Below are 13,388 nucleotides of genomic sequence, written 5' to 3' on the forward strand. Positions count from 1 at the left end.
TGCCCGTAGCGTTTCAAGTACGCCCACAGATCAGTTCGACGCGACCCGAGGTGGATCCCCGATGGCAGCAACACCCGACAAGGGCAAGGCGTTGGAGCTCGCTCTCGCCCAGATCGACAAGCAGTTCGGCAAGGGATCGGTGATGCGCCTCGGCGAGGACACGCGCCCACCGGTCGAGGTGATCCCGACCGGGTCGATCTCGCTGGACGTCGCGCTCGGCATCGGTGGACTGCCCCGGGGCCGCATCGTGGAGGTCTACGGTCCGGAGAGCAGTGGTAAGACCTCGGTCGCGCTGCACGCCGTCGCGAACGCGCAGCAGCAGGGTGGCACCGCGGCGTTCGTCGACGCCGAGCACGCACTCGATCCCGAGTACGCCAAGGCGATCGGGGTGGACACGGATGCGCTGCTGGTGTCCCAGCCGGACACCGGTGAACAGGCGCTGGAGATCACGGACATGCTGATCCGCTCCGGCGCACTGGACGTCATCGTCATCGACTCCGTGGCCGCGCTGGTGCCTCGCGCCGAGATCGAAGGGGAGATGGGCGACAGCCACGTCGGTCTCCAGGCCCGCCTGATGAGCCAGGCGTTGCGTAAGCTCACCGGGGCGCTCTACAGCTCGCAGACCACCGCCATCTTCATCAACCAGCTCCGCGAGAAGGTCGGCGTCATGTTCGGTTCTCCGGAAACGACCACGGGTGGGAAGGCGCTGAAGTTCTACTCGTCGGTGCGGTTGGACGTGCGGCGGATCGAGACCTTGAAGGACGGTTCCGACGCGGTGGGCAACCGCACCCGCGTGAAGGTAGTGAAGAACAAGACCGCGCCGCCGTTCAAGCAGGCCGAGTTCGACATCATCTACGGCGTCGGGATCAGTCGCGAGGGTTCGCTCATCGACGTGGGCGTGGAACAGGGCATCATCCGCAAGTCCGGTGCTTGGTACACCTACGAAGGTGACCAGTTGGGCCAGGGTAAGGAGAACGCCCGCAAGTTCATGCGGGAGAACCCCGACGTCGCGAACGAGATCGAGAAGCGCATCAAGGAGAAGATCGGAATCGGCGCTCAGGTTGACGCGCCGGAGACCGAGTCGGCTCCGACGGAGTTCTGATTTCGTGAGTGGTCGTGAGTAGCGAGGCTCCGCGACGGGGGAGGAGCGGTCGAGGTCGTTCCACTCCCGCTGCGGACACTCCGGACACCGCACAAGATCAGCCCGGGTCGGCGACCACGGACTCTCCGGAGAGCCGGGCGCGGGACGTCGTCTACCGTCTCCTGGCGGTTCGTGCTCGCAGCGAAGCTGAGCTACGGCAAGCGTTGCTGCGCAAGGACATCGAGGAGGACGTGGTGGACGCGACGCTGCGAAAGTTCGTCGACGCCGGGCTCGTCGACGACGCGGAGTTCGCCGAAAGCTGGGTGCACCAGCGTCACCAGTATCAGGGACTGGGGCGCAAGGCGCTCCGGTTCGAGCTGCGGCGTAAAGGGGTCGACGACACCGTCGTCACCGAGGCACTCTCCGGTATGGACGAGGACGCCGAGTCGGAGCGGGCCCGGGAACTGGTGCGCCGCAAGCTGCGAACGTTGTCCTTCGTGGACGATCACGTGAAGCGGCGCCGTCTGCTGGGAATGCTCGCGCGAAAGGGATACGGAGAAGGCCTCTCGTTCCGTGTCGTCCGCGAAGAGGTCGAACGCGAGCAGTGCGGCGAGGACGACCTCTGACCCAGAGGTTCGTCACGCACCGACTCCTGCTCGTCGCCGGTATGGAAACTCGGCTTCGAAGAAGGGTGTGAGTCAATGTCGGCCCAGAGTGAGCCGTCGCAAGTGCAGCACATCGTGTGGGACTGGAACGGCACGATCCTTGACGACAACGACGCGGTCGTCGCCGCGGTCAACGTCGTCTGTGAGGCGTTCGGCCGCGCCCCTGTCGACCTGGACACGTGGCGAGCCACCTACAGCCGGCCACTGCGCCACTGCTATGAACGGTTGTTGGATCGGGACCTCGACGAGGACGACTGGGCTCGTGTCGACCGTCTGTACCACGAGGCGTATCGGGACCTGCTGCCGTCCTGTGCCCTCGCCACAGGAGTCCCGGAAGCACTGGACTCCTGGCGAGGTCCGCACGCAGTTCCGGTCGTGACCTCAGAGGGTGGGCAGCCCCCGGCGACCGGGCGCAGTCAGTCGTTGCTGTCCATGTGGTTCCACGACGAGCTGGTGCCACTGGTCAGCGAGTACGGTCTCGACCGGCTGTTCGCCCGTGTCGACGGCCTGCGCTCCGAGATCGGCGGCGGCTCCAAGGCGGTTCACCTGGACAAGCATCTCGGTGAACTCGGTGTCGACCCCGGCGAGACCGTGCTCATCGGCGACGTCCTCGACGATGCCCACGCTGCCGAGCACGTGGGCGCCCGCTGCATCCTGCTCACGACCGGTGTCATGAACCGTTCCGCATTGGAGACCAGCGGTTTCCCAGTCGTCGATTCCGTTCCCGAGGCCCTGGCACGGATCCACGACGAGCCTGCCTGACGCCCGGATGCGCACCGCAGCCCACCAGCCCCACGGCACGACCACCAGTCACCGCAGTGCGGCAGCCTCCCGAGCCAACGTTTCGATACGGTCCCACTCGCCTGCGGCGAGCAGCTTCGGATCACTGAGCCATGAGCCGCCGACGCAGCCGACGTTCGGCAACGCCAAATAGTCGGCGGCACTCACCTGGCTGATCCCACCGGTGGGGCAGAACCGCAGTTCCGGCAGCGGACTGCTGAGGGCCTTCAGGTAGGGGATGCCGCCGCTGGGTTCGGCGGGGAAGAACTTCAGTGCACGGGCCCCGCGTTCGGCGAGCCGTAGCGCCTCGGACACGGTGCTCACTCCGGGGAGGTTCGGCAGACCGGTGCTGTCGACCTCGTCGAGCAGCCGTTCCGTCCATCCCGGCGTCACGAGGTACCGCGCACCCGCGTCGGCGGCGGCTTTCGCCTGGCCCGACTCGGTCACGGTTCCCACCCCGACGACGATCTCGGGCACCTCGGCGGCGATCCGTTCCACCGACGACAACGCCGCGTTCGTGCGGAGCGTGACTTCGATGGTGCGGATCCCGCCGTGCAGCAAGGCCCTGGCGAGCGGGACCGCGTGCTCGGCGTCCTCGAGCACGGCGACAGGGACCACGGGGCTGAGGTCGAGCAGGTCGGTGGAGCGCATGGTGATCCTCCGGGTCAGGCGAACACGTCCTGGTCCGCATCGGTGCGCGGCGCGAACACGCTCGCCCCTCGCTCGGCGCCACCGACGGCGCTGCGAAAGGCGGCGAAGAGCTCGCGCCCGGTTCCGAACTGGGCGGGGGACGCCGCGGGCGCCGGTGTCCGTGCGGTGAGTTCGTGGGCGGGGACGAGCACTTCCAGGGTTCCCGTCGCGACGTCGAGACGGATGACGTCGCCATCGTGCACCAATGCCAGCTCGCCACCGGCACTGGCCTCCGGTGTCACCTGGATCGCGGCGGGGACCTTGCCGGACGCGCCGGACATCCGGCCGTCGGTGACCAGCGCAACCTGGTGGCCCCGGTCCTGCAGCACGCCGAGCCCGGGAGTGAGGCTGTGCAGCTCGGGCATCCCGTTGGCTTGCGGGCCCTGATTGCGGACCACGACCACGACGTCCCGGTCCAGCTCGCCCGCACGGAAGGCCGTCGAGAACTCCTCCTGGTCGTCGAAGACGCGGGCCGCTGCGGTGACCGAGCGGTGTTCCGGTCGCACGGCCGAGACCTTGATGACGGACCGGCCGAGGTTGCCGTCGAGCACTTGGAGGCCCCCGTCCTGTGAGAACGGCTCGGAGACGCCGCGCAAGACCTCGGTGTCGAGGCTGTGCCCGGGTCCGTCCTGCCAGACGAGATCCTCGCCGTCGAGGAACGGCAGCTGTCGGTACCGGTCGAGACCGGGCCCCGCGACCGTCTGCACGTCGCGGTGCAGCAGACCGGCATCGAGCAGTTGCCCGACGAGCGTCTGCACACCGCCCGCGGCGGCGAAATGGTTGATGTCCGCGGTGCCGTTCGGGTACACGCGGCTGAGCAGCGGGATCACCGAGGACAGTTCGGAGAAGTCGTCCCAGGTGAGTTCGATGCCCGCGGCCGCCGCGATCGCGACGAGGTGCATCGTGTGGTTGGTGGACCCTCCGGTGGCCAGCAGCGAGACGACGCCGTTGACGATGGTCCGCTCATCGACCAGTTCGCCGACCGGCAACCGCTGTTCACCCCGGGAGAGCTCGACGGCGCGGCGGGCGGCGTGTTCGGTGAGAGCCTTGCGCAGCGGTGTACCGGGCGGGACGAAGCTGGAGCCGGGTAGGTGCAGGCCCATGGCCTCGACGACGAGCTGGTTGGAGTTCGCGGTGCCGTAGAAGGTGCACGTACCGGGGGAGTGGTACGAAGCGGACTCGGCTTCCAGCAGGTCGTCCCTGGTGGCTTTGCCTTCGGCGAACAGTTGGCGCACGCGGCTCTTCTCGCTGTTCGGCAGCCCGGAGGCCATCGGTCCTGCCGGCACGAGCAGGGTCGGCAGGTGTCCGAAGGTCAGGGCGCCGATGAGTAGTCCGGGCACGATCTTGTCGCACACTCCGAGCAGGAGGGCGGAATCGAACATCTCGTGCGAGAGCGCGACGGCCGTCGACATCGCGATGACGTCGCGTGAGAACAGCGAGAGTTCCATGCCGGTGCGGCCTTGAGTGATGCCGTCGCACATCGCGGGGACTCCACCGGCGAACTGGGCGACGCCGCGGGCGCGTCGGGTGGCGTCCTTGATCCAGGCCGGGAACTCCGCGTAGGGCTTGTGCGCGGAGAGCATGTCGTTGTACGCGGAGACGATCGCGACGTTGGGCAGCGCGAGTTCCTTGACCGTCGCCTTGTCCGGCCCGGTGATACCCGCGAATCCGTGCGCGAGATTGCTGCACCCCATCTCCGCTCGGGCGGGTGCGTCGGACGCGGCGTTCCGGAGTCGCTGCAGGTACGCCGATCGGGTCGCGTGGCTGCGTGCCGCGATGCGGTCGGTGACGGCCTGAACGGTCGGGTGGGTGGCTTGCTGCGCCATACGTCGCCTCCTACGCGGGGTCAATCGTGCGCGAGGACGGCGTCGTTGACGTCTCCGCCGGGCGGTGACGGCGACCACTGTACTGGTTCGGAAGGGATCCACAAAACCGATACAGACGAGATGCCGGCGCTCGCCAGTCCGGAGTGCCGGGGAGACGGGTCAGTCCCCTGCAACTTCCTTTTCGACCGCTGTGGCGTCGGTCGCGGCCTTGCGGCCGTGACTGATCCGGTGCTCGACCCAGATGGCGAGCCTGCTCAGCGCGTAGTTCAGCACGATGAACACGATCGCGATGACGATGTAGGTCTGAATCGGATTGCCGAGGTTCTGGATGATGATCTGGCCCTGCCGGACGAAGTCCTCGTAGCCGATGATGAAGCCCAGTGAGGTGTCCTTGAGGATCACCACGAGCTGGCTGATCAGCGCGGGCAGCATCGCCCGGAACGCCTGCGGAAGCAGCACCGTGCGGAGAACCTGGCCGCGAGTCATCCCGACCGCGTAGGCGGCCTCGGCCTGGCCCCGGGGCAGCGCGAGGATTCCTGCGCGCACGATCTCGGCGATGATCACCATGTTGTACGCGGTGAGGCCGATGACCAGGTACCAGACCAGCGACAGGTCGACGCCGAACTCCGGCAGCACCCGCGAGGCGAAGAAGATCGCGATGACGACCGGCACACCACGCAACAGTTCGATGAGCCCGACGACGGCCCAGCGGTACCAGCGTGCGGCGGTGACCCTGCTCAGCGCCAGGATCGTGCCGAGGACCAGCGAGAGGACGACGGCGAGCGCGGCGGCGAGCAGGGTGTTGAGCAGGCCTTGGCCGAGCAGGTTCCACAGCGGCCCGAAGGTCCCGTTCGTGGGGTCGATCAGCGGACCCCACTTCTCGACGGTGAGTTGTCCCTGGGCTCCGAGCGTGACGAGCACCCAGGTCAGGACCGCGAGGATCACGACGCCGACGCCGACGCTGGAGAACAAGGAGCGCCGCTTCGCCTTGGGGCCCGGCTCCTCGTACAGCACCTGGGTTGTCATCGGGCGATCGCCACCTTCCGCTCGACGACGCCGAGCAGCAGCCCGGCCGGGATCGTGATGATGAGGTATCCGATGACGACGCCGGTCAGGACCGGCAGTGCGGCCTCACCCCGCGCTGAGGTGAGGGTGGTACCGACGGCGAAGAGGTCACCGCCGACGCCGAACGCGCCGACGATCGCCGAGTTCTTGATCATGGCGATGTAGACGTTTCCCAGTGGCGGGATGACGGTCCGCACCGCCTGGGGCAGCACCACCAGCGAGAGTGTCTGACTGAAGTCCAGGCCGACCGCCCGGGCGGCTTCCGCCTGTCCCGCGGGAACCGCGTTGATTCCACTGCGCAACGCCTCACACACGAATGCCGACGTGTAGAGCGCGAGACCGACGGTGCCGAACCAGAAGTACGAGCCGTTGAGGCCGATCTCCGGCAGCCCGAAGGCCATGAAGAACAGGACCACCGTCAACGGGCAGTTCCGGAAGATCGTGACCCACGACGCTCCGGCGCCCCGCAGCGGCGGCAGCGGGGACACCCGGAACGAGGCCATGAGGGTGCCGAGCACGAGCGCGAGGACCGCCGCGTACAGGCAGATCAGCAGCGTGACCCGGACGCCGTCCAGGTACATCGGCAGGTTTTCGACGATGACGTCCACGTTTCACTCCGGCCGTACGGAAGGGGCGCCGTCGTGCTCGGCGCCCCTTCCTGGTGTGCGGATCAGCGGCAGGGACCGAACTGCGGAAGTTCCGGCGTCTGTTCGGAGACGGTTCCCGCCGTGGCTTCCCATGCCTTGGCGTAGGAGCCCTCCTCGGCAGCCTCGGTCAGGCTCTGGTGGATGAACTCGCAGAACTGCGTGTCGCCCTTCTTGATGCCGACGCCGTACGGCTCTTCGGTGAACGGCTTCTCCAGCAACTTGAACTCGCCGTTGCTCTTCTCGACGAGGCCGAGCAGGATCACGTTGTCGGTGGTCACGGCGTCCACCTGGCCGGTGCGCAGTGCGTCGGCGCACTTCGAGTACACGTCGAAGAGCACCAGGTTGGCCGGGTCGACGTACTTACGGATCTCCTCGGCCGGGGTCGAGCCGCTGACGGTGCAGACCCTCGCGCCCGATGCCCGCAACGAGTCCGGCCCGGTGATGGTTTGGTTGTCGGCCTTGACCATGAGGTCCTGACCCGCTTCGTAGTAGGGGCCTGCGAAGCTGATCCGTTCCGCGCGCTCGTCGTTGATCGTGTACGTCGCCACGACCATGTCGACCTTGCCCTGCTCGATGACCTCTTCACGCGTCGCGCTCGGTGTCTCGACCCATTCGATCTGATCAGGCTGGATGCCCATCTTGCCCGCGATGATCTTGGCGATCTCGACGTCGAAGCCTTGCGGCTTGTCGTCGAGCCCCTTGAGCCCGAACAGCGGCTGGTCGAACTTGGTCCCGATCGTGATCCCGTCGGACTGCACTCGGGCCATCGTGGAGCCCTCGGGGAACTGCGCGTCCTGGTTGACCTGTACCTCGTTGCCGCCGCTGTCGAGCTGGTTCTCGCCGCCTCCGCACGCGGTGAGCACCATCGTCAGCGACGCCGCCAGTGCGATCACCCACTGTGTCCTGCGAATTCGCATCGTCGCCCCTCTCGGTGTGTTTCTCGGTCAGTGCGTGAGGATCTTGCCGAGGAAGTCCTTGGCACGATCGGTTCTCGGGGCGCTGAAGAACTCCTGCGGGGTGGAGTCCTCGGCGACCTCGCCGTCGGACATGAACAGCACGCGGTGCGCGGCCTTGCGCGCGAAACCCATCTCGTGGGTGACCACGAGCATCGTCATTCCCTCGGCGGCGAGGCCGGTCATGACGTCGAGGACCTCGTTGACCATCTCGGGGTCGAGTGCGGAGGTGGGCTCGTCGAAGAGCATCACTTTCGGCTTCATCGCCAGTGCGCGAGCGATCGCCGCCCGCTGCTGCTGCCCACCCGAGAGCTGGGCCGGGTACTTCGCGGACTGGTCGGCGATGCCGACCCGGTCGAGCAGCTGGCGGGCCTGCTCACGAGCCTCGGAGGCGGTGTTCTTCCGGACCTTGAGCGGCCCGAGCGTGACGTTCTCCTCGATGGTCTTGTGCGCGAAGAGATTGAACTGCTGGAACACCATGCCGACGTCCGCGCGCAGCTGGGCGAGTTCGCGGCCTTCCGCGGGCAACGGCTTGCCGTCGATCTCGATCGAGCCCGAGTCGATCGGCTCCAGTCGGTTGATGGCACGGCACAGGGTCGACTTGCCGGAACCGGACGGGCCGAGCACGACGACGACCTGTCCGCGGGGGACCTCGAGTTCGATGTCGCGCAGGACGTGCAGCGAACCGAAGTACTTGTCAACCGCGGACATCCGGATCATCGGCACGTCCGTGGCGGCCTCGCTCATACGTTCTCCAAGTTTTTTGGACACGATGGGCGAAACTTTAACGCCCCGCTGGGCAGAATCCAGGGTGAAGAGGCGCTGTGAGGTTGCAACTCGGTCACATCGAGGTTCCGGAGGCTCAACCGGTGCGCGAACGCCTGTCGGCACCGCAAGGTGGCTGGTGGTTCCGGATCGGCTTCCGAACTGGGGCGTCGTTGCCGCGACCCGCTGAGTTGAGTCATCATCAGCCCGTTAAGCTGGGAGAATGAGCACGGAGCGCGATCCGCAGGACCGTTCGCGGCGTTTTCAGGTCCGGACCTACGGATGCCAGATGAACGTGCACGATTCGGAGCGGCTCTCCGGACTGCTGGAGGACGCGGGCTACGTTCGGGTCGAGGAGGGCGACGAGCCGGACGTGGTCGTGTTCAACACCTGCGCCGTGCGCGAGAACGCGGACAACAGGCTCTACGGCAACCTCGGTCACCTGCGCCCGGCCAAGCAGCGCAACCCCGGCATGCAGATCGCCGTCGGCGGGTGCCTCGCGCAGAAGGACCGCGGCGAGATCGTCCGGCGCGCTCCGTGGGTCGACGTCGTCTTCGGCACGCACAACATCGGTTCGCTGCCGACGCTGCTGGAGCGTGCCCGCCACAACGACGAGGCCGAGGTCGAGATCCTCGAATCGCTGGACATCTTTCCCTCGACGCTGCCCGCGCGCCGGGAATCCACCTACTCCGGCTGGGTGTCGGTGTCGGTGGGCTGCAACAACACGTGCACGTTCTGTATCGTGCCCGCCTTGCGCGGCACCGAGAAGGACCGCCGCCCCGGCGACGTGCTCGCCGAGGTCGAGGCGCTGGTCTCCGAGGGGGTCTCGGAGGTGACGCTGCTGGGTCAGAACGTCAACGCCTACGGCGTCGAGTTCGGCGATCGCTACGCGTTCGGCAAGTTGCTGCGGTCGTGCGGTGAGATCGATGGTCTCGAGCGCGTGCGGTTTACCTCGCCGCACCCCCGCGACTTCACCGACGACGTCATCGAGGCAATGGCCGAGACGCCGAACGTGTGCCACCAGCTGCACATGCCGCTGCAGTCCGGCTCCGATCGGGTGCTCAAGTCGATGCGCCGTTCCTACCGCTCGGAGCGCTACCTGCGGATTCTCGACAACGTGCGGCGAGCGATGCCGGACGCCGCGATCACCACCGACGTCATCGTCGGGTTCCCAGGCGAGACGGAGGAGGATTTCCAGGAGACGTTGCGCGTGGTGCGGGAGTCCCGCTTCAGCAGCGCGTTCACGTTCCAGTACTCCCCGCGACCCGGCACACCCGCCGCGACGATGCAGGACCAGGTGCCGAAAGAGGTCGTGCAAGAACGCTATGAGCGACTCGTCGCCCTGCAAAACGAGATCTCCTGGGAGGTCAACAAGGAGGTGGTGGGCCGCGAGGTGGAGCTGCTGGTCGCCGAGGGCGAAGGGCGCAAGAACGCCGAAACGCACCGGCTCAGCGGTCGCGCGCGCGACGGCAGGCTCGTGCATTTCACCCCGTCCGGGGCGATCGATCGCGAGGTCCGTCCTGGCGACGTCGTCCACACCACGGTCACCCGCGCCGCTCCGCACCATCTCCTCGCCGACACGGACGTGACCGTCCACCGGCGCACACGCGCGGGCGATCGCTGGGAGGAAGGCACCCGCCCGAAGACTTCGGGCGTCAGCCTCGGCCTGCCTTCGTTCGGTGCGCCCGCGCAGCAACCGGTCGCGGAGCGGGAATCGGTCACGAATCAGGGATGTGCATGTTGAGCGGCACCGACTCCGGCAACACCCCGGACGGTACGGATCACGGTTCCGGCAGCGGCGACGAAGGCTTCCGCGCCGAACTCTCGGCCACCGAGCGCGAACTCGGACGCACGTTCGATCCGGGTAGGCGGGGCGTGATCATCCCGGTGGTGATGCTGCTGCTGGCGTCCTGCTTGCTGTTGCCGTGGGTGGGGTCCGCGAGCGGATGGGAGATCCTCGTCGGTCGCAGCGACGAGACGTTGGACGTCGGTCTGCTGCCCCGGCTGTTCGCCCTCAACGCCGCCATCGCCGGTCTGGTGCTCAGCGCTCTCGCGTTGGTGACCCGTCGGTGGGCGATGGCGTTCCTCGCCGCGTTCGGGTGCACCGTCGTCACCTTCGAGGGAATGATCGCGATCTGGTCGCGGCAGACCGTCCCGGAGGCGGGACCGTCGGTCGGACTGCTCATCGCTGTGGTGGCGATGCTGGTGCTCATGGTGCAGTGGCTCAAGATCGCCTGGTCCCGGTCCTGATTCCCTGAAAGGGCATTGTGGAACTCGGGTAGGTGGTCCGGTACCGCCGCCCCAGCTCCCGCCTCGCTGCGTTGGGATCCTTTCGAGTACAAGGAGTACGCGGCGCGAACCCCTGCCTTACGAGGCACGAACTCCGAACGCTGGAGCCCTCACCCTGCCGAGGCTGCTCACGCATGAGGCGTGGCCTCCGGGCACCAACCCAAGTTCCCAGGTTGCCCCCTGAGACCTCCGATCGTCGCCGACGTCCCCGCACGGGACGTCAGCGGCGATTCGGCGATCAGCGACTCGCCAGGGCCTGCTCGGCGGCCGCGAGCCATTCCTGCCACTGTTCGGCCTGCTCATCGGCCTTCTGTGCGCGTCGCTCGTCCCCGGCAGCGCGGGCCTTGTCCGCCTGGTTCCGGAACTGCTCGACCCGCTCGCGGAACTGATCGACGCGAGCCTGCGCTTCGGGATCGGTGCGGCGCCACTGGGCGTCCGAGGCGGACCTGACGCGGTCGGCGACAGAGCGCAGTCGCCCCTCCAGGTCGCGCATCCGCTCGCGCGGCACCTTGCCGATCGCGTCCCAGCGTTCCTGAATGCGATGCAAATGCTCCTGGGCGGACTTGAGGCCGTGCGCGGGATCGATCTGCTCTGCCTCGGAGAGCAGCTGTTCCTTGAGTGTCGCGTTCTCCTCGAACTCGGCGTCCCGTTCGGCGAAGGCCGCGGAACGGCGCGAGAAGAACGTGTCCTGAGCCGTCCGGAACTGCTGCCACAGGGCGTCGTCGGACTCCTTCGGAGCCCGGCCGGCGGCCTTCCAGTCCGCCATCAGCTGCTTGTACCGGGCCGCGGTCGGGGCCCAGTCGGTCGATTCGGTCAGCGACTCGGCTTCCTCGACGAGCTCTTGCTTCCGTGTCTTCGACGCGGCACGTTGCCGATCGAGCTCGGCGAAGTGCGAACCGCGCCTGCGGTTGAACGCTTCGCGCGCCTTGGAGAACCGACGCCAGAGCTGCTCGTCGGTCTTACGGTCGATGCCCTTGATGGTCTTCCACTCGTCGAGGATCGCCCGCAGCCGGTCACCGGCGCTCTTCCACTGGGTGGCCTCCGAGCCGATCCGCTCGGCCTCGGCCGCCAACTCCTCCTTGCGTGCCACCGCATCGGCCCTGGCCTGCTCCTTGTCGGCCTTGCTCTGTTCGATGGCCCGGTGGGCGTGGTCGACGACGTAGTCGATCCGAGCCGTCAACGAGGCGAGATCTCCCACGACGGCCGCCTCCGACACTCCGTCGCGGAGATGCTGCGCGGTGGTGAGCGTGTGCTTCGGGTCCCCGGCGTGGCTGTTGAGGCGCGTCTCCAACAGCTCGACCTCGGTCCGCACGTCGTCGAACTTGCGGGCGAAATGGGCGAGGCCTTCGTCGGCTGCGCCTGCCTGCCAGGAGCCCACTGCCCGTTCGCCGTCCTGAGTCGTGACGAACACCGTGCCCTCGGCATCGACGCGGCCCCATCGCTCGGGAGCGTCGGACGCGATCGGAACGACGGGGGGAGCTGCCCGCGTCTCGCTCGAAGCCCCGTCGGCGGCGGTCGAGGCCGGGTTGGGCGCCGATTTGGCGACGGCCCCGGCGGGCGTGTCCTGTTCCGTCATGGCCGGTCTCCTCCTTGCGTGCCCGCTGTGATGGTCGGGCGCCCCGTCGTGTCGGGGCCCAGCGAGCGGTGAACACGGGCGGGGCTTCGCCCGATCACCGTCGGCGCATTCAAGCAGTTCGGGCGCGGTACGGGAACCGTGGCCACCGTGGTCGCCACCCAGCCGTCACCGTCAGTGCACGACGCGGCCGCGGTCGGCACGCCGTGTGCCCGTGTACCGCACAGTGTGATCGGTGAGTCCACGCTGTGCACGCACCCGGGTGTGACTGCCGTGAACGCCCCTCTCGAACGCCTGCTCCGCGTCTCGATGTGAGGACCTCTACCGTGCAAGGTGTGATCGCCCGCCTCGCCGTGTTGCCGTACCCGCCGTTGCTCGTGCCGGACCTGACGGTGCGTTCGGATTCACGGCTCGAGCATCTGCGCGGCGCTTGTTTGCGCGCCGTGACCAGTGTGACGGAATCCGCTACCGAATGGGTGGCAGTCGGGGTGGATGGTTTTCGCGCAGGTGTGTACGGCCCCCGTTCCGGCGGGACCTTCGCCGGCTACGGGGTGCCGGTCCCTGTGTCGTTGGAGCACGGTGTGCCGACCGAACCGGGCCTGCCGTTGCCCGGGCTTATCGCAGGATGGTTTCGCGAGCAGGCGGGGGCCGCCCGCGTCACGGTGCACGTCCTGGACGCCGACGCGGGGGAGGACGAGATCGCCAGGCTCGCCCATCGCGTCGTCGCAGGGCCCGCCGTCGGAGTGCTCGTCCTGTCCGAAGGCAGTCGTCGTCGCAACGAGCGCTCGCCACGACCACCACATCCGGACGCCGCCGCGGTGGACGCGCGTCTCGCCGCGGCCCTGGCCACGGCGGACACGAACGCACTGCACGGGCTCGAGCCGTCGATCCTCTCGGATGTCGGAGTCGACACGGTGCCTGCGCTGCGGTTCCTGGCGACGGCCGCCGACGCGTCGGGGCACGACTGGCGTCCGGAACTGCTCTACGACGACACTCCGTTCGGGATCAGTTACCACGTCGCGCTGTGGTCACCGTCCGACGACTAGGCTCGGAG

At 67.7% G+C, this 13,388-nt stretch carries 13 protein-coding genes; 6 read left to right on the forward strand and 7 right to left on the reverse strand.

Annotation, left to right across the window (positions count from 1 at the left end; translation table 11 throughout):
- Positions 1-61: 61 nt before the first annotated feature.
- The 3 genes from recA to GIY23_RS07845 all read left to right on the forward strand — a co-directional run bounded on the left by recA (position 62) and on the right by GIY23_RS07845 (position 2,508).
- Positions 62-1,102, forward strand: coding sequence for a recombinase RecA (gene recA / locus GIY23_RS07835; RefSeq protein WP_154076039.1), 1,041 nt, complete (start codon positions 62-64; stop codon positions 1,100-1,102).
- Between the two features lie 8 nt (positions 1,103-1,110).
- Positions 1,111-1,707 carry a regulatory protein RecX gene (locus GIY23_RS07840; protein WP_407646840.1) on the forward strand — a complete coding sequence of 199 codons (597 nt, stop codon included), beginning with the start codon at positions 1,111-1,113 and terminating at the stop codon, positions 1,705-1,707.
- Between the two features lie 75 nt (positions 1,708-1,782).
- Complete coding sequence (locus GIY23_RS07845; RefSeq protein ID WP_154076041.1) at positions 1,783-2,508, forward strand: HAD family hydrolase; 726 nt, start codon at positions 1,783-1,785, stop codon at positions 2,506-2,508.
- 48 nt (positions 2,509-2,556) lie between these two features.
- Here GIY23_RS07845 and eda read toward each other — a convergent pair whose 3' ends face one another.
- The 6 genes from eda to GIY23_RS07875 all read right to left on the reverse strand — a co-directional run bounded on the left by eda (position 2,557) and on the right by GIY23_RS07875 (position 8,427).
- Positions 2,557-3,177: a bifunctional 4-hydroxy-2-oxoglutarate aldolase/2-dehydro-3-deoxy-phosphogluconate aldolase gene (gene eda / locus GIY23_RS07850; protein WP_154076042.1), complete on the reverse strand. Its 621-nt coding sequence runs from the start codon at positions 3,175-3,177 to the stop codon at positions 2,557-2,559.
- Positions 3,178-3,191: 14 nt separating this feature from the next.
- Positions 3,192-5,042, reverse strand: coding sequence for a phosphogluconate dehydratase (gene edd / locus GIY23_RS07855; protein ID WP_154076043.1), 1,851 nt, complete (start codon positions 5,040-5,042; stop codon positions 3,192-3,194).
- 159 nt (positions 5,043-5,201) lie between these two features.
- Positions 5,202-6,068, reverse strand: a complete 867-nt coding sequence (locus tag GIY23_RS07860; protein ID WP_154076044.1) for an amino acid ABC transporter permease — start codon at positions 6,066-6,068, stop codon at positions 5,202-5,204.
- Entirely contained in the window at positions 6,065-6,715 is a 651-nt protein-coding gene (locus GIY23_RS07865) for an amino acid ABC transporter permease (protein WP_222850263.1), read from the reverse strand. The genes GIY23_RS07860 and GIY23_RS07865 overlap by 4 nt, the downstream gene beginning before the upstream one ends.
- Positions 6,716-6,777: 62 nt before the next feature.
- Positions 6,778-7,671, reverse strand: coding sequence for a glutamate ABC transporter substrate-binding protein (locus GIY23_RS07870; RefSeq protein WP_154076045.1), 894 nt, complete (start codon positions 7,669-7,671; stop codon positions 6,778-6,780).
- 27 nt (positions 7,672-7,698) lie between these two features.
- Positions 7,699-8,427: an amino acid ABC transporter ATP-binding protein gene (locus GIY23_RS07875; protein ID WP_187352142.1), complete on the reverse strand. Its 729-nt coding sequence runs from the start codon at positions 8,425-8,427 to the stop codon at positions 7,699-7,701.
- A 268-nt stretch (positions 8,428-8,695) separates the two neighbouring features.
- Between GIY23_RS07875 and miaB the strand changes: the two genes are divergently transcribed.
- Positions 8,696-10,216: a tRNA (N6-isopentenyl adenosine(37)-C2)-methylthiotransferase MiaB gene (gene miaB / locus GIY23_RS07880; RefSeq protein WP_154076047.1), complete on the forward strand. Its 1,521-nt coding sequence runs from the start codon at positions 8,696-8,698 to the stop codon at positions 10,214-10,216.
- On the forward strand, positions 10,210-10,722 hold the full coding sequence (locus GIY23_RS07885) for an Rv2732c family membrane protein (RefSeq protein ID WP_187352064.1): 513 nt from the start codon (positions 10,210-10,212) through the stop codon (positions 10,720-10,722). Before miaB ends, GIY23_RS07885 begins: the two co-directional genes overlap by 7 nt.
- A gap of 277 nt (positions 10,723-10,999) precedes the next feature.
- On the opposite strand, the gene GIY23_RS07890 is transcribed toward GIY23_RS07885, so the two are convergent.
- Positions 11,000-12,337: a DUF349 domain-containing protein gene (locus GIY23_RS07890; protein WP_154076048.1), complete on the reverse strand. Its 1,338-nt coding sequence runs from the start codon at positions 12,335-12,337 to the stop codon at positions 11,000-11,002.
- A gap of 332 nt (positions 12,338-12,669) precedes the next feature.
- Here GIY23_RS07890 and GIY23_RS07895 point away from each other — a divergent pair, with 332 nt between their 5' ends.
- On the forward strand, positions 12,670-13,380 hold the full coding sequence (locus GIY23_RS07895; RefSeq protein ID WP_154076049.1) for a class III extradiol ring-cleavage dioxygenase family protein: 711 nt from the start codon (positions 12,670-12,672) through the stop codon (positions 13,378-13,380).
- Positions 13,381-13,388: the final 8 nt, after the last annotated feature.

Source organism: Allosaccharopolyspora coralli (assembly GCF_009664835.1).
Classification (GTDB): Bacteria; Actinomycetota; Actinomycetes; order Mycobacteriales; family Pseudonocardiaceae; genus Allosaccharopolyspora; species Allosaccharopolyspora coralli.

Bases quoted from the DNA above. Each gene is read 5' to 3' on its own strand.
- eda (WP_154076042.1), bottom strand. From the start codon at position 3,177: ATGCGCTCCACCGACCTGCTCGACCTCAGCCCCGTGGTCCCTGTCGCC.
- GIY23_RS07885 (WP_187352064.1), top strand. From the start codon at position 10,210: ATGTTGAGCGGCACCGACTCCGGCAACACCCCGGACGGTACGGATCAC.
- GIY23_RS07870 (WP_154076045.1), bottom strand. From the start codon at position 7,671: ATGCGAATTCGCAGGACACAGTGGGTGATCGCACTGGCGGCGTCGCTG.
- GIY23_RS07845 (WP_154076041.1), top strand. From the start codon at position 1,783: ATGTCGGCCCAGAGTGAGCCGTCGCAAGTGCAGCACATCGTGTGGGAC.
- GIY23_RS07890 (WP_154076048.1), bottom strand. From the start codon at position 12,337: ATGACGGAACAGGACACGCCCGCCGGGGCCGTCGCCAAATCGGCGCCC.
- GIY23_RS07875 (WP_187352142.1), bottom strand. From the start codon at position 8,427: ATGATCCGGATGTCCGCGGTTGACAAGTACTTCGGTTCGCTGCACGTC.
- recA (WP_154076039.1), top strand. From the start codon at position 62: ATGGCAGCAACACCCGACAAGGGCAAGGCGTTGGAGCTCGCTCTCGCC.
- miaB (WP_154076047.1), top strand. From the start codon at position 8,696: ATGAGCACGGAGCGCGATCCGCAGGACCGTTCGCGGCGTTTTCAGGTC.
- GIY23_RS07860 (WP_154076044.1), bottom strand. From the start codon at position 6,068: ATGACAACCCAGGTGCTGTACGAGGAGCCGGGCCCCAAGGCGAAGCGG.
- edd (WP_154076043.1), bottom strand. From the start codon at position 5,042: ATGGCGCAGCAAGCCACCCACCCGACCGTTCAGGCCGTCACCGACCGC.